Below are 22,489 nucleotides of genomic sequence, written 5' to 3'. Positions count from 1 at the left end.
AATGTCAATTTATATTCATTTTGAAAACCACAAGCAGATTGAAACAACAACACTTGAAAACAAGCCAACTGGAAATGATTGGTATGAAGCACCAAAGAATTTTGACTGGCAAAAAAGTTATTGTTTAACAGAAGGAGAGAAAATTGTTGAAAGGAATAAGGAAGATATTGAGCTGGAGTTATTGGAAAATGCGAAACTTTCTGCACTTCGTTTTTATTTTAATAACTATACTAACGAATACGCTGGAAATTCTCACCAAAAAGCTAAATCGTATCAAATACAAGAAAAAGCCGCAAAAAGCATTCTAGCAGCACCAGAGTCTATAAGTAAAAAGGATACAGAAATTATAGAACCATTAGCAAAAGTCCGTGGTATTACAGTTATTGAAATGGCAAGAATAATTGAAGAAAAAGCAAAAAAAGCAGTAAAAGAAATAATTAAATGTGAAGAGTTGGAAGACATTACCAAGAAGAAAATTGCAGAAGCCAAAAGTGTAGAGAACTTACTAAACGATTTTAAACAAAAGATACAAAGAAATGGCCGAAGAATTTTTACATGGCGTAAATGTTATTGAGGTAACCTCAGGAGCAAAGACAGTACGTACAGCTAAATCATCAGTGATAGGTGTAATTGGTACTGCACCTGAAGCAGATGAGCAAAAATTTCCACTGAATAAGCCAGTACTGATAGCAGGAAGCTTAAAAGAAGCGGTAAAACTTGGCAAAAAGGGGACTCTTTTTTCAGCAGTAAATGGAGTATTTTCCCAAATTGGTGCAACAGTAGTAGTTATTCGAGTTAAAGAAAGTGAAAACAGCGATTCAAAGCTCAAAGAAAGTGAAACTATCCAAAATATAATTGGCGGTGTTGATAAAGAGACTGGAGAGTATTAAGGGATAGAGGCATTCCTCAGTAGTGAAAGCATAGTTCATGTTGCTCCAAGAATATTAATTGCACCTCAATTTACTCACCAACTACCAGAAGATGGCAAAAATCCAGTGGTTGCAGCATTAATTCCTATAGCAGAAAAGCTGAGAAGCATAATAGTAGCAGATGGACCAAATACTAATGATGAAGAAGCAATAAAATGGCGAAAGAGCATCGGCAGCTCAAGAGTTTACGTCGTTGATCCATGGATTAAGTTATTTATTGAAGGAAAAGAAGAAATCTTGCCATCGAGTCCATTTGTAGCTGGTTTAATAGCTAAGATAGACAGCGAGCAAGGCTTCTGGTACTCACCTTCAAATAAAGAGATAAACGGTATTGTTGGCACAAGCAGGCCTATTGATTTTACGCTCGGTAATACAAATTGTAGAGCAAACCATTTAAATGAAAATGAAGTAACAACGATAATTCGGGAACGTTCAAAAAAGTGTGTCAAACCGAAAAAAAAGTAATAAATTGATATAAAAAATGGAGGTTTGATATGGGTCAAGCAAATAGAACTACTGGTTTGGTAGATTATAAAGAATTAGAAACAAATATCCTGTCATCTATACGAGAAGGAAGACCATTGACAGGAAGAGATGGAGCATTAACACCGTTTATAAAAAGGTTGCTAGAGGCAAGTCTGGAAGGTGAAATAGAAAGCCACATGTCAGCTAAAAGTGAAGAAAATAACCGAAGAAATGGAAGGAATGCAAAAACTTTACGTACAAGTTCAGGCTCATTTGAACTATTAACACCAAGAGACAGAGAAGGAAGCTTTGAACCGCAAATAGTCAAAAAAAGGCAAACAAGCCTACATCCAGAACTTGAAGCAAAGGTCTTAAGCACATATGCCAGTGGCATGGGATACAGAGATATAGCTTCACATGTTGAGGAAATATATGACCACAAAATATCAGCAGCAGAGATATCCAGTATTACTGATAAACTGCTACCAGTAATCAATGAATGGCGCAGCCGCCCACTGCAATCAGTGTATCCAATAGTGTTTATGGATGGCATGTTCTTTAAGGTCAAGGAGGACGGACATTGTATAAGTAAATGCATGTATAATATATTGGGCATAAATCAAAATGGCAGAAAAGAAGTATTAGGTTTTTATTTGGCTGAAAGTGAAGGAGCTAACTTCTGGTTGGGAGTTCTAAATGACCTAAAAGAGCGAGGAGTAGAAGATATTCTAATTGCCTGCATTGATGGGCTAAAAAGCTTTCCTGCGGCTATAAATAGTGTGTTTCCTAAGGCAGAAGTACAGCTATGTATAGTGCATCAGATAAGGAATTCACTGAAATATGTATCTAGCAAAGATGTAAAAGTTTTCATGAATGATTTGAAAAAAATATATCGTGCTTCAAGTAAAGAGATCGCTGAGAATTATCTGCTTGAGCTGGAAGAAAAATGGGGAGAGAAGTATCCTTTAGTTATAAAATCCTGGCAGAACAATTGGGAAAACTTATCCAGTTATTTTAAGTATTCTGGGCAAGTTAGGAAGCTGATTTACACCACCAATCCAATTGAGGGGTTGCATAGACAAATCAGGAAATTTACTAAAACTAAGGGTTCATTTACTAGTACAAATGCCTTGTACAAACAGGTATATTGTGCTATAAAAAAGGTAGAGCAAAAGTGGATTATGGCTCTCCCTAATTGGGCTTTAACTATTTCTCAACTTGATATTTTCTTTCCAGATAGATTGAAAATTGAGTTGAACTAAAAATGCGGCTTGACACACTTTTTTGAACGTTCCCGATAATTCATCAAAATGGCTATAGGCTTTGGGGAAATAGAACATGTTCAAATGATTCGAAATGGGCTTTTCTGTCAGTGAGAAGAACTGCAGATTTAATCAACGATAGTTTACTTCGAGCTCATCTATGGGCAGTTGATCGCAATATCACCAAAACTTATATAGACGATGTAATTGAGGGGGTGAATTCTTATTTGGCCAATTTAAAAGCACAAGGAGCTATTATCAGCGGAAAATGTTATGCAACTCCAGAGCTCAATACACCAGCAAATATTGCAAGTGGAAAAGTATACTTTGACTTTGAGTTTACACCACCATATCCGGCAGAACAAATAATATTCAGATCTCATCTCGTAAATATAAGTTAGGAGAAAGCAAAGTGTTACCGAAAATACTGAGAAATTTTAACGTATTTGTTGATGGTCGTGGTTATGCTGGTCGTATCGATGAGATCACTCTGCCAAAACTCACCATTAAAACAGAGGAATATAGAGCTGGTGGTATGGATATTCCAATAAATATTGATATGGGCATGGAGAAACTGGAAGCAGATTTCACTCTTTCTGAATATGATACAGAGCTCTTTCGGCTATTTGGGTTGATAAATGGAAACTCTGTATCTTTAACTCTTCGTGGTGGAATGCAAGGAAGTGGAAGTAATGAAGTTGAAGGAGTTATTATCAACCTTAGGGGCATATTTAAAGAATTTGATTTTGGTAGTTGGAAACCTGCTGAAAAAGCAACGCTGAAGTGTACTGTAGCTGCCCATTACTATAAACTTACTATAGGTGGTAATGAATTAATAGAAATCGATGCTGAAAATATGATCCGTAAGATTAACGGTGTTGATCAAATGGCTTTGTTGCAAACGATTCTAGGGATTTAATGGAATGGACGAATGCCTTTTCACTTTTTTATTGAAAAATTACTGATAATACTGTATAATTACTAACGTTTTTTAGGCATTTTTGCTATGGCTTTATCTAAATTTCTCGACCCCAAGAACGATATTGCATTTCGCCGTATCTTTGGTACTGAAAAGAATAAAGACATCCTCATTCACTTCCTCAATGATATTTTGAGCTTTACTGGCAAAAATGCAATACAGGATATAGAGTTTTTAAGTACTATTCAAGATCCTGAAATTGCCGCTAAAAAGCAAAGTATTGTTGATGTGCTATGTAAAGATTCAACAGGAGTGCAATGGATAATTGAGATGCAGGTCGCTAAAACCAAAGGCTTTGAAAAACGTGCCCAATATTACGCTGCTAAAGCCTATTCAAGACAAGCAGATAAAGGTGATCAATACCATGACCTTAAGGAAATTATCTTTATTGCTATAGCAGATTGTATACTGTTTCCTGATAAGTCCGAGTATAAATCAAAGCACACTATTCGCGATGAAGATACTAATGAACATGATCTAAAAGATTTTTATTTTGTATTTATTGAATTGCCTAAATTTTCCAAAACTAAAGAAGATCAGCTTTCAAATATAGTTGAGAAGTGGGTGTATTTTTTTAAGTACGCTGATGAAACAAGTGAAGAAGAATTGGAAAGAATAATAGGAAGTGACGTAATAATCAAAAAAGCGTATGAAGAGCTAAACAGGTTTAACTGGTCAGAAAAAGAGTTTATAGCATATGAACAGGAGAGCAAGCGTATTTGTGATGAACAGGCTGTCCTTGCTCAAAAACTTGATGATGCTAAAGAGGAAGGAATCAAAATTGGTGAAGAGAAAGGAAAGATTGAAGGAAAGATTGAAGGAAAGATTGAAGGAAAGATTGAAGGAAAGATTGAAGGAAAGATTGAAGGAAAGATTGAAGGAAAGATTGAAGGAAAGATTGAAGGAAAGATTGAAGTTGCAAAAGCGATGTTGACTAATAATGTTGATATTAACACTATTGTCAAGTGTACAGGTCTTTCTGTCGATGAAGTTCAAGAATTAATTCAAGTTGAAGAGAAATAACCCCTACTATAACTTTTATATTAGGTTGCGGGAACGTTCAAAAAAGTGTGTCAAGCCGCATTTTTAGTTCAACTCAATTTTCAATCTATCTGGAAAGAAAATATCAAGTTGAGACATAGTTAAAGCCCAATTAGGGAGAGCCATAATCCACTTTTGCTCTACCTTTTTTATAGCACAATATACCTGTTTGTACAAGGCATTTGTACTAGTAAATGAACCCTTAGTTTTAGTAAATTTCCTGATTTGTCTATGCAACCCCTCAATTGGATTGGTGGTGTAAATCAGCTTCCTAACTTGCCCAGAATACTTAAAATAACTGGATAAGTTTTCCCAATTGTTCTGCCAGGATTTTATAACTAAAGGATACTTCTCTCCCCATTTTTCTTCCAGCTCAAGCAGATAATTCTCAGCGATCTCTTTACTTGAAGCACGATATATTTTTTTCAAATCATTCATGAAAACTTTTACATCTTTGCTAGATACATATTTCAGTGAATTCCTTATCTGATGCACTATACATAGCTGTACTTCTGCCTTAGGAAACACACTATTTATAGCCGCAGGAAAGCTTTTTAGCCCATCAATGCAGGCAATTAGAATATCTTCTACTCCTCGCTCTTTTAGGTCATTTAGAACTCCCAACCAGAAGTTAGCTCCTTCACTTTCAGCCAAATAAAAACCTAATACTTCTTTTCTGCCATTTTGATTTATGCCCAATATATTATACATGCATTTACTTATACAATGTCCGTCCTCCTTGACCTTAAAGAACATGCCATCCATAAACACTATTGGATACACTGATTGCAGTGGGCGGCTGCGCCATTCATTGATTACTGGTAGCAGTTTATCAGTAATACTGGATATCTCTGCTGCTGATATTTTGTGGTCATATATTTCCTCAACATGTGAAGCTATATCTCTGTATCCCATGCCACTGGCATATGTGCTTAAGACCTTTGCTTCAAGTTCTGGATGTAGGCTTGTTTGCCTTTTTTTGACTATTTGCGGTTCAAAGCTTCCTTCTCTGTCTCTTGGTGTTAATAGTTCAAATGAGCCTGAACTTGTACGTAAAGTTTTTGCATTCCTTCCATTTCTTCGGTTATTTTCTTCACTTTTAGCTGACATGTGGCTTTCTATTTCACCTTCCAGACTTGCCTCTAGCAACCTTTTTATAAACGGTGTTAATGCTCCATCTCTTCCTGTCAATGGTCTTCCTTCTCGTATAGATGACAGGATATTTGTTTCTAATTCTTTATAATCTACCAAACCAGTAGTTCTATTTGCTTGACCCATATCAAACCTCCATTTTTTATATCAATTTATTACTTTTTTTTCGGTTTGACACACTTTTTTGAACGTTCCCTAAAAAATCTTGCAAATTTTGATCAAAGTAGCCATAATAGAATTATGCAATGTTGTACTAGCAGTCAAAACGAGCAGTTGCTAATAAAATTTACTGTAGTATACAACAGATGCGTGCTAGCCATTTCGGTATCTTAATTGCTACCATATAGCGAGATAACGGTAAACCCAGAGCTATTGTAGACATAAGTTTTAGCTATATGGTATTTGAAGTAATAAACGCAATACAAAATAATTTGTTAGCATGCTTTCCAACAGAAACAGTATATGCTCTTGCTTGTAATGCGCTAGATAATGGATCTATAGAAAAAATATACCGGATAAAGAAGCGTTCTCAAAACAAGCCACTCTCTATATTTGTTAGTGATGTTGATAGTTTGACAAATATAGCAAAGGTAAAAGAAGAATATATCGATTTAATAAACTATTTTTCTCCTGGACCAATGACCTATATTTTACCACTTCAAGATAACAGTATATTACCAAATGAGTTCTTTAAAGATAGTATAGGCATAAGAATTCCTGATCATCCTATTGCGATTTCAATATTAAATGAACTGAAAACTCCAGTAGTTGCAACTAGTATTAACATTTCAGGAGAAAAAAGTATATGCAAAGCAAGAGATATACCTCAGTCTATTAAGCAACACTTATCTGCAGTAATTGAAGATGATGAATTAGTTTCTGGTATAGAATCTACTATTATTGACTTAACTGGAGACAAGATTAAGGTTTTAAGAAAAGGTAAAATTTCATTACAAACAATAAATAACGAATTTTCAAACTAAGATCTATAGGAGAAAGAATGAAAAAGGTGATAGGCCACAACCAAGCAAAAAAAAAGATAATGAACAACTTGTCTGTTCAATCTTGGCTGATCTGTGGTAAAAAAGGTATAGGAAAAGCAACATTCGCAAAATCCTTTTCTAATTGGTTTCTTATCAAAAATTACGATGAAGTAGCATTAGACTTACACATTGTTGAAGGTGATACAATAGGAGTGGAAAAGGTGAGAGAAATGAAAAACTTTTTGCACTTAAGCCCCATTCAATCAGAATATAAAATAGCTATAATAGATAGCTTAGAGTCAATGACTAATAATGCTAAAAATGCAATATTAAAAATATTAGAGGAGCCGCCACAAAATTCTAAAATATTTGTAATTAGCCATAAGCCATATGATGTACAAACCACCATCCGGTGTAGGTGTTTTCAGCTGAATTTACTTCCATTAACTTACGATGAAACAAAGCAGGTTGTTTCATCTCAATGTAAATTTGACGATAAAATATTTAGTGAGATCATTACTTTGTTTCCTGGAACTCCGGGAGTAATAATAAATGCAATAAACAGTGGTGCTTATGAGTCACATAAGCATTTTTATACATTTTTCCGTAATCTAAATAATTCTGATATAGTTAATAAAATAATTAATAGTGAGATTGAGCTAGAACTAGCATCACATATAATTCAAACCTCTATTTTAGAAAGTATAAAGAAAGAAGTAAATAATGTTGAAATTCTACTAAGTCGATGGAAAGAAATAGATGAACTTTTCGTTGCTGCAAAGCAATTTCGCTTAGATAAAAAGCATGTTTTAGCTAATGTAGTTAACATCATGACACAAAAATATAATACTTTTAACATAAATTTATGATAAAATTCTGCTAATTTAATACTTAAATTATATAATTTGACTGATAATAAATTAACTGTATGGCAATCAATAGAAGTTTTAACAAAAACCATATTGAACATGCAGAAAGAATTGAGTTTAATCAAGAATACATCTTTAGATCAAGACGTCACTTTAGAAAAAGGGAAGGAGCTGTCAAGTGGCATCTATGAGGCAAATTTTAAGCTAAATAAGGCAATCAATATAGCTACTTTGCCGAGAATTGGCTATCATATGATTAATGATGAACTTGTTGTACGTAATCATATTACGAAAGAGGAAGTAAAGATCCCTAGAGATTTTCATTACTTTAAAGTTGTTAAATCCAATCACGATGATTGTAAATTAACGTTTTGTAATTTTTTAGGTAATGAGTTTTTTGAATATAAAAAGTATGATCCACAATATTCTGGTCTTTCAGATGAATATAAACTCATGGATTTTGGTAGTATAAAAAAGACTAATAATCTAAAACTTAAGGAGTATGTTGGTCATGCACCTAAATTTTTTGCTGTAGAAGGATCTATTGAGCCTGGATCTGAAAACCATGTAATTGATCTATTTGAGCTAGTCAGAGACGGTAAAGGCAAAAAAGTGGGAACTCTTGCTGATGAATTTGGTTATTTTGATGATCAAAATAAATTACACTACTATAATTATCACAAAAGTGCAGAAAGTAATACTTATGATCCTGAAAGCTTCAGTGTAAAAATGATAAATTTAGATGTGAGCAAAATTGATAAATTTCACCTTATTGCAGAACAAGGTGATATAATAATTCATCCTATTTTGGAAAATTTAGACATATTTTAAAGTTTTTTAGAGTATCCAGTATATTATATAATTGGGTTTGTATTATGGAAGATAAATTACTTGAATCAGTAAAAAACAAAAGTTACTTCAGGAAAGCAGTTGAATGGTATTGCCACAGATACCTGTTCTGCGTTGTAGAAAGATCTTGGATGGCGTTAATAGCGTTACTTCTCTTAGTATGTTTATTTTTATCACTACTAAACATATACCTATTACTTCCTGTTAAAAAAGATTTAAATTTTGTGAAGTATATGAACCACACAGAAGATGAGTTCTCTGCAATACATAAACTTAGTTTTAGTAAAAAAGAAGATGAGTACATTTCCATAGCAAGGTATTTAATAAGTAAATATATTGAAACATATGAGTCCTCTCGGACTGTTGAGCCAAAGTATCAAGAAAATTTTATAAAAAACAATTCTGTATACAAAATCTACCAAAACTTTCAGGAAAAAGTGAACAATGAAGCTGTTTCATCCACAAGAAAAATTACCAACATAAACGTAACAACATTATCTATTGACCGGTTGACCAAGAACTTAGTTACATTTGCTGGAAACGCTACTGTAGTTTTTACAGCTGAGCAAAATAAGAAGATGAAAGATTATGCTGTGGAGGTCAGCTTCACTTTGTCAAATATAAAAGCAACTCTAGCTGGAATAGTGCCATTTAAATTTATTGTTAATAGCTATAAATATAGATGATTATATTTATAACATTATTTGGTAGCTAAAAAAAATAACTAAAGTGCATATAGCAGTAATAACTGGGGGTAAAACTAGAAGCATTGGTGTCTTTTTAATAAAATAATTTCTAGAAGGTTTTGAGAAAAAGGCGTTGTAAATTATTGGTAAAAAGTATAGAGCATTGAGTATAGTACTAACAATTAACACTAGAGTTACAAACACAGAAAGTGTTACATTACTAGAGTTGAAAACAGCTTGAAAGATGAGAAATTTGCTCCAAAAAGTCGGAGCAGGAGGTACTCCTATCATGGACAATGCACCTATAGTGAATGCTATCATGCTAATTGGCATACTACGTCCTATACCGTGAATTCTATCTATATATTTTTCACCCGTTTTCGTTATTATGATACCTGCAAAAAAAAATAAAGTAATTTTTGCAAATGCATGGCAAACTAATTGAAAGATTGCAATCTTCATGCTGAATTCACTAAAAATTGAAGCGAACAATATAATATACGACAATTGGGAGATGGTAGAGTAAGCAAGCAATTTCTTTAATTCCTTTTGCTTTAATGCAATCAACGATGCAGTAATGATAGTAAATCCAGCAGCGTACGGAAGCCACCCTCCAGCAAACCAATTTTGCTGCACAAAACGTTGCATATTATCGACGCCAAAAGTGTATAATATAACTTTGATGATGATGAAAACTCCGGATTTCACAACAGCAACAGCATGTAATAGTGCACTCACAGGAGTTGGTGCAATCATTGCTTTTGGTAACCAAAAATGCATTGGCATTAATGCAGCTTTTCCTATTCCATAAATCAGCATAGCAAAACACACTGCAATAAAAGTGATGAGTGAAGTATCAAACTTGAATATTCCACCACTTACAAAATCTAAAGTATGGAATTCATTATATAATAGGCCTATTGCAGGAAAAAATAATACTAAAGAAGAGAAAAATAGTAAACCAAAGTAATAGCGTCCTGCAATTACTGATTCATTTGTTGAGTTGTAAGTAATCAGAGGGTATGTACTAATAGTTAGAAGCTCATAAAAGACAAATGTAGTGAGCAAATCTCCAGAAAAAGCAATAAACATTGCACAACTGATTGATGTTGAAAAAAAGCATAGAAAACTTGAGTGATTGCTATCAGCATAGTTATTTCTCATATAACATATTGCATATATACTGGTTAGTACCCACAAAAATGATATTAATAAACTGAATATTGCTCCACTAGACTCTAGCTTTAAACTAATATGCAAATTATTACCAAAATCCATGAGAATAAATTGAGAATGATCACCATACACCAAATATAAAGTGCATAGAGATGTATACGCAAACAGAAGCATAGAAGAAGCAACAGTAACGCTACTGTTCACTCTGGGCCATTTACTAGTAAAAGAAATAGCTAATGCACTTAAAAGTGGGATCAACGCAGTAATTAACAAATAATTCTCAGTAATAAAAAGTGGCAAGGAAAGAGATATTAAAACAAAATCCATTAAGTAATTCATCTTTCTGTTTAGGTAAAGCTAAAATTATATTCAAGTTATAGAGAATTTGCTATTTTTTAGTTGTATATCGGAAGTGTTAAATAAACCATACGCATCAAGTTAAGAAAAAGTGGCGTAAGGAAGAAAGGAAATAAGAAAAAACTATTTTATATATTAAGTAATAAAGTTAGTAATTTATAGATTTTTCTAAAAAAATATCTTATCCTAGATAAGAATTTCCTAAAAAAATAAATGTAACAAATAAAATGCCAATCTTAAATATTGCTATATTTCACGATAGCTACTTAATTTGGCACGTATGGTTTGTTAAACACTTCCAGAATTACTCAAAACCGCTACAGACTATATCTTTCTGTATAATCTTTAAATGCACCTCTATTGGAGTCAAAATGTAGTTTCACACTACCAATTGGCCCGTTTCTTTGTTTTGCAATGATCAGTTCTGCAATATTTCTAATTTTCTCCATTTTCTCTTGCCACTCTCGATGTTTATTACTTCCTTCATTTGGTTGCTTTCTTAATTCATAATATTCTTCTCTATAAAGGAACATTACTATATCCGCATCCTGCTCTATGCTTCCTGAATCACGTAAATCAGAAAGTTGTGGTTTTTTATCATCCCTTTGCTCAACAGAACGAGAGAGCTGTGATAGTGCAACAATGGGAATATTTAGTTCCTTTGCAATTGCTTTTAAACCCTGCGTCACTTCTGAGATTTCTTGCACTCTATTTTCACTACTCCTTTTTGTTGTTCCTCGAATTAACTGCAGATAATCGATAAAGACCAACTCTACATTATATAGTTGATAGAGAAGACGTATTCTGGTACGAAGAGCACTAATTGATAACGCAGGAGTGTCATCTATGATGAAAGGTAATTCGGATAGATCTGTACTAGCATTAATGAATTCGTGTAATTCAAAATCACTAATTCTCCCAGTCAGTGCCTTATAATAACCAATGCCTGAATCTATAGTAATCAATCTTGCGGTCAATTGCTCTGCTGACATTTCAAGTGAAAAGAATGCTACATAATGTTGTTTATCTGTTCTTTTTTGCAAAATCTTACAAGCATTAAGTGCGATGTTCAGCGCCAATGCTGTCTTTCCCATTGAGGGCCTTGCAGCTATAATTAACAGATCAGATTTCTGCAAACCACCAAGAAGCTGGTTTAGGTCTTGAAGTCCGGTTGTAATACCTAGAGCCTCTGGGTTATTCTTCAGCTTGCTGATCTTCTCAACCACATCTTTAATTGAACTTGCAAGCTTTATATATGTCTTATCACCTTGCTTTTTTACTGCTAAGTTGAACAACTTTGTCATTGCCTGCTCAATTTGTACCTGTGCAGGATTTTCAATGTCGTAGTTGTAACTATCGTCAACTATCTCCTGCCCGAGCTTGATTAAGCATCTCCTTAAATAAGTATCACGGATTATTCTGGTCAAGCTATAGATGTCAAGCGCAATGCTTGCCTTTGCTGCAAGTTTTGCTAGGTACTCAACTCCACCACATTCGGCAAATGCTTTATCATTCTCGAAAAACATCTTGAGGCTCAGTTCATTAGCAACTATACCGTGTTTTCTGGTTTTAGATATCTGGGTAAAAATGCTTTGATGTAGTGGATCATAGAAATTATCTGCTGCAATTATATCTTCGACTGCATCACAAATTCTATTATCACGAACCATTGCACCAATGAGCATTTGCTCTGCTTCTAAATTGTGTGGCAATTTACATATTTCTTCTCTTGAATCAATAAGATTGGCTAATTCATTCATTTTAAGTTTTCAGAGTAATGATTGATTATTGTAGAATATTCAGTCCTTACTTGAAAGAGAAAAAATTTGACTAATCCTGTGTTGCTTATAGCATTAAAGTAGGCCCCTGTGGTGGAATGGTAGACACGGCAGACTCAAAATCTGTTGCTTGCAAAAGCATGCTGGTTCAAGTCCGGCCAGGGGCACTCAAATATTGGAAAATGCTTTATGTTACACAAGTTTTTTAATCGTTTATTTTCCATTCTTTCTTCTATAAATGCTATTCAAAGGGTAAAGAAAGATGAAAATGGAATATGTTACGTAACAGGACTTAGACGCTATTTGTCAGTGCTGCTTGATTTAATTATCATCGTTTTGTTCTTGCAGCTTTGCGGCCAAGCCTTAAGCCAACTCTTCATGAACTCAGAGAGCAGTAAAATATTAGGCCAAATTGCTGCGAAATATCAGATGCAAACACCATTATCTGCAGAGGAAACAGCAATGCAGAGTAAACTAATCAAGTTACTAGTTCTAAATCAGATAGTTCAATTTATTATGCTTTTTAGTTATGTAGCATATATGTGGATAAGATTTGGCGCTACACCTGGAAAGTTATTACTTGGACTCAGAGTTGTAAATGCACAAACTTTTGAAAAATTGACTCTAAAACAAGCAATAAAGAGGTTTTTTTCCTTTATATTGTCAACTTCACCACTATTCTTAGGTTTCATATGGGCAAGCTTCGACAAACGTTGCCAAACTTGGCACGATAAGATTGCAGGCACAGTAGTTGTAACAAGTAAAAGTCTTAGATGTATGGTCTCAGAACATAATAGAGTGGATTAAGGGTTCTGTCGCATTTGTAGGGAAGTAGAAAGAAGAATGATATAATTGTCTAAAAAAAAAGCAAAGATGTTTCGTATCAATCAAAAATTGTTGCCATATTTCAAAGGATTTAGCTTTTCAGAGGATGTTATCTGTATACATGAAATGTCGATTCTCTTTGAGCTATCGAGATTTGGAAGAAATGATGAGTATAAGGGGAGCAAAATGCTACGTTACAAAGGTGGGTTATCACCACTGATAGATGAGGCAGTAAGGAAAAGAAAGAAGCAGGTTGGTAGTAGTTGGAGAGACTTACATTAAATTAAACGGTAAATGGGTTTATTTATATACTGTAGACTTGTGTGTTAGTAGAGACAAGTCTGCAGCACTTGCATTCTTTCGTAAAGCCTTCAGGAGTAACTATCTTCCTGAGAAAATTGTAATTGATAAAAGCGGCAGTAATACTGCTGCTCTTGATGATTTGAATGCAGAAATTTCTGAAGATTACAGTTCTTCAAATAAAATATCTAAATAATATTGTTGATAGATTTATCAAAAAACTAATAAAGCCAATGCTTGGGTTTAAAAGCTTCCATTCCGCAAAGATTACCATCACAGGCATAGAAAATATTCGTATGATTCAAGAAAGACAAATTATTAAAATAATGTTTCTACTTTTGAGAATTTTGCTATGTTAATGGCTTCATAACTCCTATAATCCCACCTTTAATGATCTTCTTTCCTATGGTTTATAGATGCGACAGAACCGACATATCAGTTGATAAACAGACTAATCAGTTATTGTTTATACCTGTTTCAGTATGAAAATTATTGTGAGGCTTGATTTTATATATATCACTACACATAATAGACTTTAGTATAAATTAGTAATATGCATCCAATCATATACTTACTTAACTTGTTACTTGATCTTTACAGCTTAGTTCTAATATGCTCAGTTGCTCTCGATTTGTTGATTAAATTGAATGTAGTTAACATGTATAATGAGATTGTAAGCAGCATAATGCAAACTTTAAACAGACTTACCCATCCTCCACTAAAGGTTATCAGAAGGTATATACAACCATTCAATGGATTAGATTTATCCGTGATGATATTGATAATAGCAATTCACTTTGTAAAATATACAATTACTTATTACTTTAAGTAGATGTTAAAAAAACAGCTAAAATCAGCGATATACCTGTTACTCTTAATGTATATATATATATCGGTTTTTAGCTATAATTATCAAGATCCATCCTTAAATACAGCTACAAATCAGGAAGTAACAAATTTGGGCGGAGTGGTAGGTTCATATTTAGCTGATATATTGGTTCAATTTCTTGGACTCGCTAGTATTACAATAGCTACAACCATAGTTTACTTTTTGATATCAAAAAGGCTGCTGAAAATTCTCTATTTAATATTAATCAATTTAGGAATATGTGCTACATTAGCGAAACTTTCGCTCGGTATCACTACTAGGTACATGCACAGTGGAATAGTCGGCAATACTCTAATTGGCCACTGCCCGTTTTACATATTCACAGTAGCAGCATCAATAGGTTTTGTAGGGTTAATTGGTTGGAAGAGAACGGTTTATTCTTTACTTTTCCTATGTAAAAAAATATTTTCCCTTTTGACAAAGGTTCTGTTTTTCAGGTTACGTAAAACTACTGATTATTCAATAGCACCGTTAGTAGTAGAAGAAAAATATAGAACCACTAGACAACAACCAAAAGAAAGACAGAAAAAAGCTACCGAAGAGATTTTTAAACCACCTTCTAGCGAGTTTGAGTTTCCAAGCATTCACTTACTTTCTAAAGTAGAAGAATCTGTGCAGAGAAAACAGTTGAATGCATTAGAGAGCAATAAGAATTTATCTCTGCTCGAGCAGGTTCTAAGTGATTTTGGCGTGCAAGGAAAAATTATAAGTGTATGTTATGGACCGGTTGTGACTTTATACAAACTTGAACCACAAGCAGGCACAAAATCTGCAAGAGTGATTGGTCTTGCAGATGATATTGCACGTTCAATGAGTGCACTTTCTGCACGTATTTCAATAATTCGTGGACAAAATGCAATGGGAATAGAATTGCCAAATAAAGAACGAGAAATTGTTATGCTGCGTGATTTACTGGAATCGCCAGAATACCAAAATGCAAACTTAAATCTTCCGATTGCACTAGGCAAGGAAATAAGCGGAAAACCAATTATTGCAGATCTGACTAAAATGCCCCACTTGCTTGTTGCCGGAACTACAGGATCAGGTAAATCAGTTGCGATTAACACGATGATTCTGTCGCTTGTTTATCGATTAAGTCCTGATGAATGCAAGATGATAATGATCGACCCAAAGATGCTTGAGCTTTCAATATATGATGCAATACCGCATCTAATAACGCCAGTGGTAACAGAGCCAAAAAAAGCTGTTATTGCTCTTAAGTGGATCGTGAAAGAGATGGAAAATCGCTATCGTATGATGTCATATTTAAATGTGCGGAATGTAATAAACTATAATCAAAAAATTACAGAAGCGATGAATAGCGGAATAGAATTGGAACGCGTTGTACAGATTGGCTTTAACTCAACAACGGGTAAACCTTTGTTTGAAAAAATACCGATTAAAATGGAGACATTTCCGTATATTGTGGTGATTGTAGATGAAATGGCAGATTTAATGCTTGTTGCTGGCAAAGATATAGAATGCTCTATTCAACGTTTAGCTCAGATGGCTCGTGCTGCAGGAATACACATCATAATGGCAACACAACGCCCATCTGTAGATGTGATAACAGGTGTGATAAAAGCAAACTTTCCAACGAGAATTAGTTTTGCTGTTACTTCTAAGATAGATAGCCGTACAATACTTGGTGAACAAGGGGCTGAACAATTGCTCGGTATGGGTGATATGCTTTATATGGCCTCTGGTGGTAAGATTATTCGAGTTCACGGTCCATTTGTAAGTGATGATGAGGTACAAAATATAGTTGATCATCTGAAAATGCAAGGTGAGCCAAACTACATGGAGGAAATCACTCAAGAAGATGAAAATTCTTTTGCAGAATCAGAAGGTGAAACAGAGAATGAAGAGAACGATCTATACAAGCAAGCGGTGGCCATCATTCAGAGAGATCAAAAGGTTTCAACTAGTTACATTCAAAGGCAACTTAGAATAGGCTATAACAGAGCTGCAAATATTGTTGAAAGAATGGAGAAAGAAGGTATTGTCAGTGCTCCAAGTTACTCAGGAAAGAGAGAGATATTGGTAGAATGATCGCTAGCTTAAACTTTCAGGTCGGGGAAAGTTATTTTAAGATCAATGTATAATGATAGTTAATTTAATAATAATTTAAACATTGGGAATGTAAAATTATAATATATTAATTAGCTAGGGGGTTAAAATGGTAAAAGGAATTTTGCGCAATTGGTTAGGTGTAACAGAATTGCAAGAAAGTCAAAAGATAGATGCTGAGAAGTTTGAAAAAGTTTTTGGTGAATTAAAAAAATGGCAAGAAGCTCAAAATATTGATGCTAAGCAGTTTGAAGAGGTATTTAGTGCATTAAAAGAATGGCAAGAAGCTCAAAAGATAGATGTTGAGCAGTTTGAAAAAGTTTTTGGCGCATTAGAAGAAAAGATTGGTATTGAGCAGTTTCAAGGTATGCAAGAGCACTTAAACGGCCTGCAAGAAAAATTTACAGGTTTAGAAGAAAAAGTAGAGACATTTGCAGACATGGTAGGGGGACAAGAACAAGCAATACTAACTTGTGCCATAGTCAGTGCTGTTGCTGCAATAGCTGTAACTAGTTTTGTTGCATTCTGTATCTATCAGGGAGTTAAGCTTGATAAAGAGAAGAAAAACGAATTGTTTCAAGATATGCCAAGCGGAAAGTTTAATAATGTGAATGATACCGAAAAACTGAAGAATAACTTACAGCAAGGAAGAGTGTAATGCTCTTCTTGAAAGGGTGTTACGTAAAATTTGTAACACCTTAAATTTCCTTTAGATTATGTAGGTTTTGGTAGTAAATTTTTTAGAAAGATGTTTGTATTATAAAGTTGGTAGAGATTCTGATTTACTTGAAGTTTGTTAATTGGTATCTTTTAAAGTGCAATATTCACTATAGTATGCTTAAGATCTTTTCTAAAGTTTTATTTATATTAATACTTTTGGTTTCTAGTTTCTTTACTGTACATAATGTTGAAGCGAAGTCTAATGTAAAGTTCAGTAAGAGGTACATACCTCCTGGTAACCCTGGTGGTGCAAACTTTCATGCAGACGAGGATTTTGCTGAGTCATATAAACTGTATGAGAAGCGTAGGGAGCTCCTCAAGAAAAAAAAGTTACAAGATCTAGCTATAAATAAAGAAGATCTAATCAAAAAATTAAAAGAAAAAAAAATTGCTAGCCTTGATAACGAGCCAAACAACGTGGGAGCTTGCATAGTTGAAGATGGGGAGGATGCTATGATCAATCAGCATGGTATTAATCTTGCACGTTTAAAGGGTGCTGTATTTATAGATCAAGAGCCAGTTTCTCAGTATGAAAGTAAGCAGCATAAAAGTGAACAACAAAAAGGGAAAAAAGTTACTTCAACACGAGAAAAAAAAGTTTCCCCTATAAATGTTACTATAAAAGAAAGTCCATCAAGAAGAACGTGCTCTCATGATTCTATTACTGATCTAAATAGAACACCACAGCATAGTTTAAATGGTTCAAGTTCATTTGGCAGTGTAGTTGACACAGTAAAATAGTGTCAAGATTAATAATATGCTAGATAGAGACCTGACATTGAGTGATGATGCATATGAGTCATCGCCGGTTTCCAGGCATAAAACTCATACTGTAAAAGTTGGACAAGTGAAGATAGGTGGAAATAATCCTATAGTTGTTCAATCCATGGCACTTGGTGCACATATAGATTCTGACAACATAAAAAGCAGTGCTCAGAAATATGCAAAAGAAGTAATAGAACTAGCGCATGCAGGTTCAGAATTGGTGCGAATTGCTTTGAACTCAGAGGAAGTAGCAAAAGCAATACCTTATATAGTAGAGGAAATAAATAAAGAAGGCTTTGATGGTAAGATATTAGTAGGCTGTGGACAATATGAGCTCTACAGGCTGATTCAGGATTATCCAGACAACATTAAAATTCTGGGTAAAATTAGGATAAATCCAGGTAATATAGGCTTTGGTGATAAACGTGATGAAAAATTTGAAAAAATTATAGAGTATGCAATAACGCATGATCTTCCTGTCAGAATTGGAGTAAATTGGGGTAGTCTTGATAAGTACCTTTCACAAAAATTAATGGATGAAAACTCCTTATCTAGTAATCCAAAAACTTCTGATGTTATATTACGTAAGACGCTTGTAATGTCTGCTCTTGGTAGTGCAAAAAAAGCTGAAAAGATTGGCCTTAATGCAGAGAAAATAATCATTTCATGTAAAGTCAGTAGAGTGCAAGATTTAATTTTAGTTTATACTGCACTTGTAAAATCTTCCAATTATGCGCTGCATTTGGGTTTAACCGAAGCTGGTATGGGTAACAAAGGCGTAGTAAATACCACAGCAGGGCTTACTTATTTATTGCAAAATGGTATTGGAGACACTATCCGGGCTTCTTTAACTCAGCGCCCTGGTGAATCACGCACTAATGAGGTGGTAGTATGTCAGGAAATACTGCAGTCTATAGGTTTGCGCTACTTTAACCCTCAGGTGAGTTCATGTCCTGGTTGTGGACGCACAAGTAGCGATCGTTTTCGTATATTAACTAAGGAAGTAAATGGCTACATAAAAACTCATATGCCGGTATGGAAGAAAAAGAATCCTGGTGTAGAGTATATGAAAGTTGCTGTTATGGGATGCATAGTAAATGGTCCTGGAGAGAGCAAACATGCAAATCTGGGGATCAGCCTGCCTGGGTATGGAGAAAAACCTGTTTCAGCAGTCTACAAAGACGGCAAATATTTCAAAACTTTACAAGGTGATAATATTTTTGAAGAATTTAAGGCAATTATTAGTGATTATGTGGAGAAGAATTACACGTAACAGGTTCATGATTAATGTAAATCTAATGTTAAAAATGAGTTTTATAAGAGGGAGTTAAATTTTTCTAAAACCAGCTAATGGAAAAATTTGCTTTTCTAGATTATCGGGAATTACTTGATTTTATATCATAGATATTATATAATAAACTATATATATAAATTTATTAAAGAAACATTATGGCCATACAAAGAGACGAAGCTTTAAAAATATTAGGTTTTGAATCAAGCGATGCGCCCAGTGAACAAAAAATTAAATCAGCGTACAGAAAATTAGCTTTGAAATATCATCCTGATAAACATTCAGGTGAAAGTGAGATTGTGAAGAAACAAAATGAGGAGAAATTCAAAAAGCTAGGTACTGCATATGAATTTCTCACTGAGAAAAATATAGAAGAGGTTACAAATCTAACTGACAAAAATTTAAATCAAATTAATTCGCCTGAAGATTTGAGGTTTTACTTATATAGAGCTCTATATAATCGGGATATAGCGTTTCTTAAAAAGCTTTTTTCCAAATTCAAAAGCGGTAAAGATGGAAGATTTGGTGATTACATCAATGAAATGCATTCAGGATCTTTATTACCACTAGAAGTTGCTTTCTATAAAGCCGAAAGCTGTGGAGATTTAAGTCTCCTTGATCTGCTTTTAATAAATGGTGCTAATCCTAACATAGAAGTGCTTTGTGGCATAGTACCATTACATTGTGCTTTAGTTCTCAGAAATAGTAAGGTTGTGGAACTGTTGTTAAAGCACGATGCTAATCCTAATGTAAAGGATGAGTCATCCACAACGCCATTAATGGAAGCCTGTGGCAAGGGATATTATGAAACTGTAGAAGTACTTTTACAGTATAATGCTGATTTTGACATACAAGATAAATATGGTAATACTGCATTACATAAAGCATCTTCTAGAGGGCATTATGAAATTGTAGAACTGCTTTTAAAACATGGTGCTTATAAAGAAAGTGAAAGCCTCAATAAGGCATTACATAAAGCGGTGGAATGTCGTGAAAATTGGCATGAGAGAGAGAAGGTTGTAAAACTGCTTCTGCAATATGGTGCAGATCCTAATGCAAATAAAAAATATTACTTACCAAGAGCAATAGAGTGTGATTCATATCTTGCTACTAATAGTGTAACAGCTTTTATTAAGATATTTTGTTTACCATACGGCAGCAATAACAAAGTTAGAAAATTAATGGCCGAGTATGGTGGTGTTGATAGACAGTATATTATGCTTCAAGCAATATTTACTTGTTGTTGCTTAACAGTAGCTTCTGCTACTTTTTTTAGTATAGCTTCTCCTTGGTGTTATATACCAACAGCAATATTTGCACTTGCCGCGTGTTTTTTCATTAAAAATGCTGTACATGCTGCATTTTTTGCAAAAGAACCTTCTCCTGAGTTTACCGAAGCTATAGCTTGTCCAGAGATTAGTAAAAGGCTATAATATCTAAAGTTTTAGTGCTGGGTAAAGATGAGAAAAAAGCATCCAGCAGACCTAAGTCAAAAGGAATGGACAAGAATAGAAAGCTACTCCAGAGTATCATACAGGAAAGGAGGAAGGTCGTCAAAGTATAGCAAAAGAGAAATATTAGAAGCAATTTTCTATGTATTGTGTACAGGTGTAAATGGCGGTATTTACTATGTGATGGGATACCAAGGAGAAAATTTAAAAAATCATATAAAGGAAGAATATGGTATGGATATTGAGATTGTCAAAAGGCCTTCATGTAGGTTCTAAGTCAACAAAGACACACCGCCTTAGCTACTACCAATGAGGGGTTTAAAGTACAGCCAAGAAGGTGGGTTGTAGAAAGGACTTTGGGAACGTTCAAAAAAGTGTGTCAAGCCGCATTTTTAGTTCAACTCAATTTTCAATCTATCTGGAAAGAAAATATCAAGTTGAGACATAGTTAAAGCCCAATTAGGGAGAGCCATAATCCACTTTTGCTCTACCTTTTTTATAGCACAATATACCTGTTTGTACAAGGCATTTGTACTAGTAAATGAACCCTTAGTTTTAGTAAATTTCCTGATTTGTCTATGCAACCCCTCAATTGGATTGGTGGTGTAAATCAGCTTCCTAACTTGCCCAGAATACTTAAAATAACTGGATAAGTTTTCCCAATTGTTCTGCCAGGATTTTATAACTAAAGGATACTTCTCTCCCCATTTTTCTTCCAGCTCAAGCAGATAATTCTCAGCGATCTCTTTACTTGAAGCACGATATATTTTTTTCAAATCATTCATGAAAACTTTTACATCTTTGCTAGATACATATTTCAGTGAATTCCTTATCTGATGCACTATACATAGCTGTACTTCTGCCTTAGGAAACACACTATTTATAGCCGCAGGAAAGCTTTTTAGCCCATCAATGCAGGCAATTAGAATATCTTCTACTCCTCGCTCTTTTAGGTCATTTAGAACTCCCAACCAGAAGTTAGCTCCTTCACTTTCAGCCAAATAAAAACCTAATACTTCTTTTCTGCCATTTTGATTTATGCCCAATATATTATACATGCATTTACTTATACAATGTCCGTCCTCCTTGACCTTAAAGAACATGCCATCCATAAACACTATTGGATACACTGATTGCAGTGGGCGGCTGCGCCATTCATTGATTACTGGTAGCAGTTTATCAGTAATACTGGATATCTCTGCTGCTGATATTTTGTGGTCATATATTTCCTCAACATGTGAAGCTATATCTCTGTATCCCATGCCACTGGCATATGTGCTTAAGACCTTTGCTTCAAGTTCTGGATGTAGGCTTGTTTGCCTTTTTTTGACTATTTGCGGTTCAAAGCTTCCTTCTCTGTCTCTTGGTGTTAATAGTTCAAATGAGCCTGAACTTGTACGTAAAGTTTTTGCATTCCTTCCATTTCTTCGGTTATTTTCTTCACTTTTAGCTGACATGTGGCTTTCTATTTCACCTTCCAGACTTGCCTCTAGCAACCTTTTTATAAACGGTGTTAATGCTCCATCTCTTCCTGTCAATGGTCTTCCTTCTCGTATAGATGACAGGATATTTGTTTCTAATTCTTTATAATCTACCAAACCAGTAGTTCTATTTGCTTGACCCATATCAAACCTCCATTTTTTATATCAATT

19 protein-coding genes, 1 tRNA gene and 4 pseudogenes are annotated in these 22,489 nt (G+C 34.3%); 20 read left to right on the top strand and 4 right to left on the bottom strand.

Annotated elements, in window-relative coordinates:
- Position 1 precedes the first annotated feature (1 nt).
- From OOT12_RS03430 to OOT12_RS03405, 6 genes and pseudogenes are all read left to right on the top strand, one after another.
- Positions 2-574 (top strand): hypothetical protein, encoded by a 573-nt coding sequence (locus OOT12_RS03430; protein ID WP_264377166.1) that lies wholly within the window; start codon positions 2-4, stop codon positions 572-574.
- Positions 537-1,358: pseudogene (locus OOT12_RS03425) on the top strand (phage tail sheath subtilisin-like domain-containing protein); the annotation flags it as partial. The gene OOT12_RS03430 and the pseudogene OOT12_RS03425, both read left to right, overlap by 38 nt.
- Before the next feature lie 65 nt (positions 1,359-1,423).
- Positions 1,424-2,656: an IS256 family transposase gene (locus OOT12_RS03420; protein WP_264685173.1), complete on the top strand. Its 1,233-nt coding sequence runs from the start codon at positions 1,424-1,426 to the stop codon at positions 2,654-2,656.
- Positions 2,657-2,691: 35 nt separating this feature from the next.
- A pseudogene (locus OOT12_RS03415) lies at positions 2,692-3,057 on the top strand (phage tail sheath family protein); the annotation flags it as partial.
- A gap of 11 nt (positions 3,058-3,068) precedes the next feature.
- Entirely contained in the window at positions 3,069-3,575 is a 507-nt protein-coding gene (locus tag OOT12_RS03410) for a phage major tail tube protein (protein ID WP_264377165.1), read from the top strand.
- 87 nt (positions 3,576-3,662) lie between these two features.
- Complete coding sequence (locus OOT12_RS03405) at positions 3,663-4,658, top strand: Rpn family recombination-promoting nuclease/putative transposase (RefSeq protein WP_264685397.1); 996 nt, start codon at positions 3,663-3,665, stop codon at positions 4,656-4,658.
- A 63-nt stretch (positions 4,659-4,721) separates the two neighbouring features.
- Here the strand turns inward: OOT12_RS03405 and OOT12_RS03400 are convergent, their stop codons facing one another.
- Positions 4,722-5,954: an IS256 family transposase gene (locus OOT12_RS03400; RefSeq protein WP_096097236.1), complete on the bottom strand. Its 1,233-nt coding sequence runs from the start codon at positions 5,952-5,954 to the stop codon at positions 4,722-4,724.
- A gap of 269 nt (positions 5,955-6,223) precedes the next feature.
- Between OOT12_RS03400 and OOT12_RS03395 the strand changes: the two genes are divergently transcribed.
- The 4 genes from OOT12_RS03395 to OOT12_RS03380 are packed head-to-tail and all read left to right on the top strand — an operon-like array spanning position 6,224 to position 9,215.
- Positions 6,224-6,811, top strand: a complete 588-nt coding sequence (locus tag OOT12_RS03395) for an L-threonylcarbamoyladenylate synthase (RefSeq protein ID WP_264374836.1) — start codon at positions 6,224-6,226, stop codon at positions 6,809-6,811.
- A gap of 17 nt (positions 6,812-6,828) precedes the next feature.
- A complete protein-coding gene (locus tag OOT12_RS03390; protein ID WP_264374837.1) occupies positions 6,829-7,680 on the top strand; it encodes a DNA polymerase III subunit delta' in 852 nt (283 codons plus the stop codon).
- A 36-nt stretch (positions 7,681-7,716) separates the two neighbouring features.
- Positions 7,717-8,511 carry a hypothetical protein gene (locus tag OOT12_RS03385; RefSeq protein ID WP_264374838.1) on the top strand — a complete coding sequence of 265 codons (795 nt, stop codon included), beginning with the start codon at positions 7,717-7,719 and terminating at the stop codon, positions 8,509-8,511.
- A gap of 44 nt (positions 8,512-8,555) precedes the next feature.
- Positions 8,556-9,215 (top strand): VirB8/TrbF family protein, encoded by a 660-nt coding sequence (locus OOT12_RS03380; RefSeq protein WP_139686506.1) that lies wholly within the window; start codon positions 8,556-8,558, stop codon positions 9,213-9,215.
- A 6-nt stretch (positions 9,216-9,221) separates the two neighbouring features.
- On the opposite strand, the gene OOT12_RS03375 is transcribed toward OOT12_RS03380, so the two are convergent.
- A complete protein-coding gene (locus tag OOT12_RS03375) occupies positions 9,222-10,718 on the bottom strand; it encodes a proton-conducting transporter transmembrane domain-containing protein (RefSeq protein WP_264374839.1) in 1,497 nt (498 codons plus the stop codon).
- Positions 10,719-11,065: 347 nt separating this feature from the next.
- Positions 11,066-12,508, bottom strand: a complete 1,443-nt coding sequence (locus OOT12_RS03370; RefSeq protein WP_139686507.1) for a replicative DNA helicase — start codon at positions 12,506-12,508, stop codon at positions 11,066-11,068.
- 102 nt (positions 12,509-12,610) lie between these two features.
- Between OOT12_RS03370 and OOT12_RS03365 the strand changes: the two genes are divergently transcribed.
- The 10 genes and pseudogenes from OOT12_RS03365 to OOT12_RS03320 all read left to right on the top strand — a co-directional run.
- Positions 12,611-12,693: transfer RNA gene (locus tag OOT12_RS03365), tRNA-Leu, on the top strand.
- A 22-nt stretch (positions 12,694-12,715) separates the two neighbouring features.
- Complete coding sequence (locus OOT12_RS03360) at positions 12,716-13,333, top strand: RDD family protein (protein WP_264374840.1); 618 nt, start codon at positions 12,716-12,718, stop codon at positions 13,331-13,333.
- Between the two features lie 66 nt (positions 13,334-13,399).
- Positions 13,400-14,021: pseudogene (locus tag OOT12_RS03355) on the top strand (IS6 family transposase).
- Between the two features lie 183 nt (positions 14,022-14,204).
- Positions 14,205-14,483: a YggT family protein gene (locus OOT12_RS03350; RefSeq protein WP_264374841.1), complete on the top strand. Its 279-nt coding sequence runs from the start codon at positions 14,205-14,207 to the stop codon at positions 14,481-14,483.
- A complete protein-coding gene (locus tag OOT12_RS03345) occupies positions 14,484-16,592 on the top strand; it encodes an FtsK/SpoIIIE family DNA translocase (RefSeq protein ID WP_264374842.1) in 2,109 nt (702 codons plus the stop codon).
- A 127-nt stretch (positions 16,593-16,719) separates the two neighbouring features.
- On the top strand, positions 16,720-17,268 hold the full coding sequence (locus tag OOT12_RS03340) for a hypothetical protein (protein WP_264374843.1): 549 nt from the start codon (positions 16,720-16,722) through the stop codon (positions 17,266-17,268).
- Positions 17,269-17,444: 176 nt separating this feature from the next.
- On the top strand, positions 17,445-18,071 hold the full coding sequence (locus OOT12_RS03335) for a TRP75-related protein (RefSeq protein ID WP_264374844.1): 627 nt from the start codon (positions 17,445-17,447) through the stop codon (positions 18,069-18,071).
- A 16-nt stretch (positions 18,072-18,087) separates the two neighbouring features.
- Positions 18,088-19,368: a flavodoxin-dependent (E)-4-hydroxy-3-methylbut-2-enyl-diphosphate synthase gene (ispG, locus tag OOT12_RS03330; protein ID WP_264374845.1), complete on the top strand. Its 1,281-nt coding sequence runs from the start codon at positions 18,088-18,090 to the stop codon at positions 19,366-19,368.
- A gap of 176 nt (positions 19,369-19,544) precedes the next feature.
- Complete coding sequence (locus tag OOT12_RS03325) at positions 19,545-20,819, top strand: ankyrin repeat domain-containing protein (protein ID WP_319606850.1); 1,275 nt, start codon at positions 19,545-19,547, stop codon at positions 20,817-20,819.
- A 27-nt stretch (positions 20,820-20,846) separates the two neighbouring features.
- A pseudogene (locus OOT12_RS03320) lies at positions 20,847-21,193 on the top strand (transposase); the annotation flags it as partial.
- Between the two features lie 36 nt (positions 21,194-21,229).
- Here the strand turns inward: OOT12_RS03320 and OOT12_RS03315 are convergent.
- Complete coding sequence (locus tag OOT12_RS03315; protein ID WP_096097236.1) at positions 21,230-22,462, bottom strand: IS256 family transposase; 1,233 nt, start codon at positions 22,460-22,462, stop codon at positions 21,230-21,232.
- Positions 22,463-22,489 lie beyond the last annotated feature (27 nt).

This window comes from Wolbachia endosymbiont (group B) of Parapoynx stratiotata (genome assembly GCF_947250635.1).
GTDB lineage: Bacteria > Pseudomonadota > Alphaproteobacteria > Rickettsiales > Anaplasmataceae > Wolbachia.
Note: the sequence above shows the minus strand (reverse complement) of the source record. Positions and strands in the feature narration are given on the sequence as shown.

Excerpts from the sequence above, each read along its gene's own strand:
- OOT12_RS03380 (WP_139686506.1), top strand. The coding sequence starts at position 8,556 with ATGGAAGATAAATTACTTGAATCAGTAAAAAACAAAAGTTACTTCAGG.
- OOT12_RS03315 (WP_096097236.1), bottom strand. The coding sequence starts at position 22,462 with ATGGGTCAAGCAAATAGAACTACTGGTTTGGTAGATTATAAAGAATTA.
- OOT12_RS03405 (WP_264685397.1), top strand. The coding sequence starts at position 3,663 with ATGGCTTTATCTAAATTTCTCGACCCCAAGAACGATATTGCATTTCGC.
- OOT12_RS03345 (WP_264374842.1), top strand. The coding sequence starts at position 14,484 with ATGTTAAAAAAACAGCTAAAATCAGCGATATACCTGTTACTCTTAATG.
- OOT12_RS03430 (WP_264377166.1), top strand. The coding sequence starts at position 2 with ATGTCAATTTATATTCATTTTGAAAACCACAAGCAGATTGAAACAACA.
- OOT12_RS03335 (WP_264374844.1), top strand. The coding sequence starts at position 17,445 with ATGCTTAAGATCTTTTCTAAAGTTTTATTTATATTAATACTTTTGGTT.
- OOT12_RS03375 (WP_264374839.1), bottom strand. The coding sequence starts at position 10,718 with ATGGATTTTGTTTTAATATCTCTTTCCTTGCCACTTTTTATTACTGAG.
- OOT12_RS03350 (WP_264374841.1), top strand. The coding sequence starts at position 14,205 with ATGCATCCAATCATATACTTACTTAACTTGTTACTTGATCTTTACAGC.
- ispG (WP_264374845.1), top strand. The coding sequence starts at position 18,088 with ATGCTAGATAGAGACCTGACATTGAGTGATGATGCATATGAGTCATCG.
- OOT12_RS03400 (WP_096097236.1), bottom strand. The coding sequence starts at position 5,954 with ATGGGTCAAGCAAATAGAACTACTGGTTTGGTAGATTATAAAGAATTA.
- OOT12_RS03420 (WP_264685173.1), top strand. The coding sequence starts at position 1,424 with ATGGGTCAAGCAAATAGAACTACTGGTTTGGTAGATTATAAAGAATTA.
- OOT12_RS03325 (WP_319606850.1), top strand. The coding sequence starts at position 19,545 with ATGGCCATACAAAGAGACGAAGCTTTAAAAATATTAGGTTTTGAATCA.
- OOT12_RS03390 (WP_264374837.1), top strand. The coding sequence starts at position 6,829 with ATGAAAAAGGTGATAGGCCACAACCAAGCAAAAAAAAAGATAATGAAC.
- OOT12_RS03395 (WP_264374836.1), top strand. The coding sequence starts at position 6,224 with ATGGTATTTGAAGTAATAAACGCAATACAAAATAATTTGTTAGCATGC.
- OOT12_RS03360 (WP_264374840.1), top strand. The coding sequence starts at position 12,716 with ATGTTACACAAGTTTTTTAATCGTTTATTTTCCATTCTTTCTTCTATA.
- OOT12_RS03340 (WP_264374843.1), top strand. The coding sequence starts at position 16,720 with ATGGTAAAAGGAATTTTGCGCAATTGGTTAGGTGTAACAGAATTGCAA.
- OOT12_RS03370 (WP_139686507.1), bottom strand. The coding sequence starts at position 12,508 with ATGAATGAATTAGCCAATCTTATTGATTCAAGAGAAGAAATATGTAAA.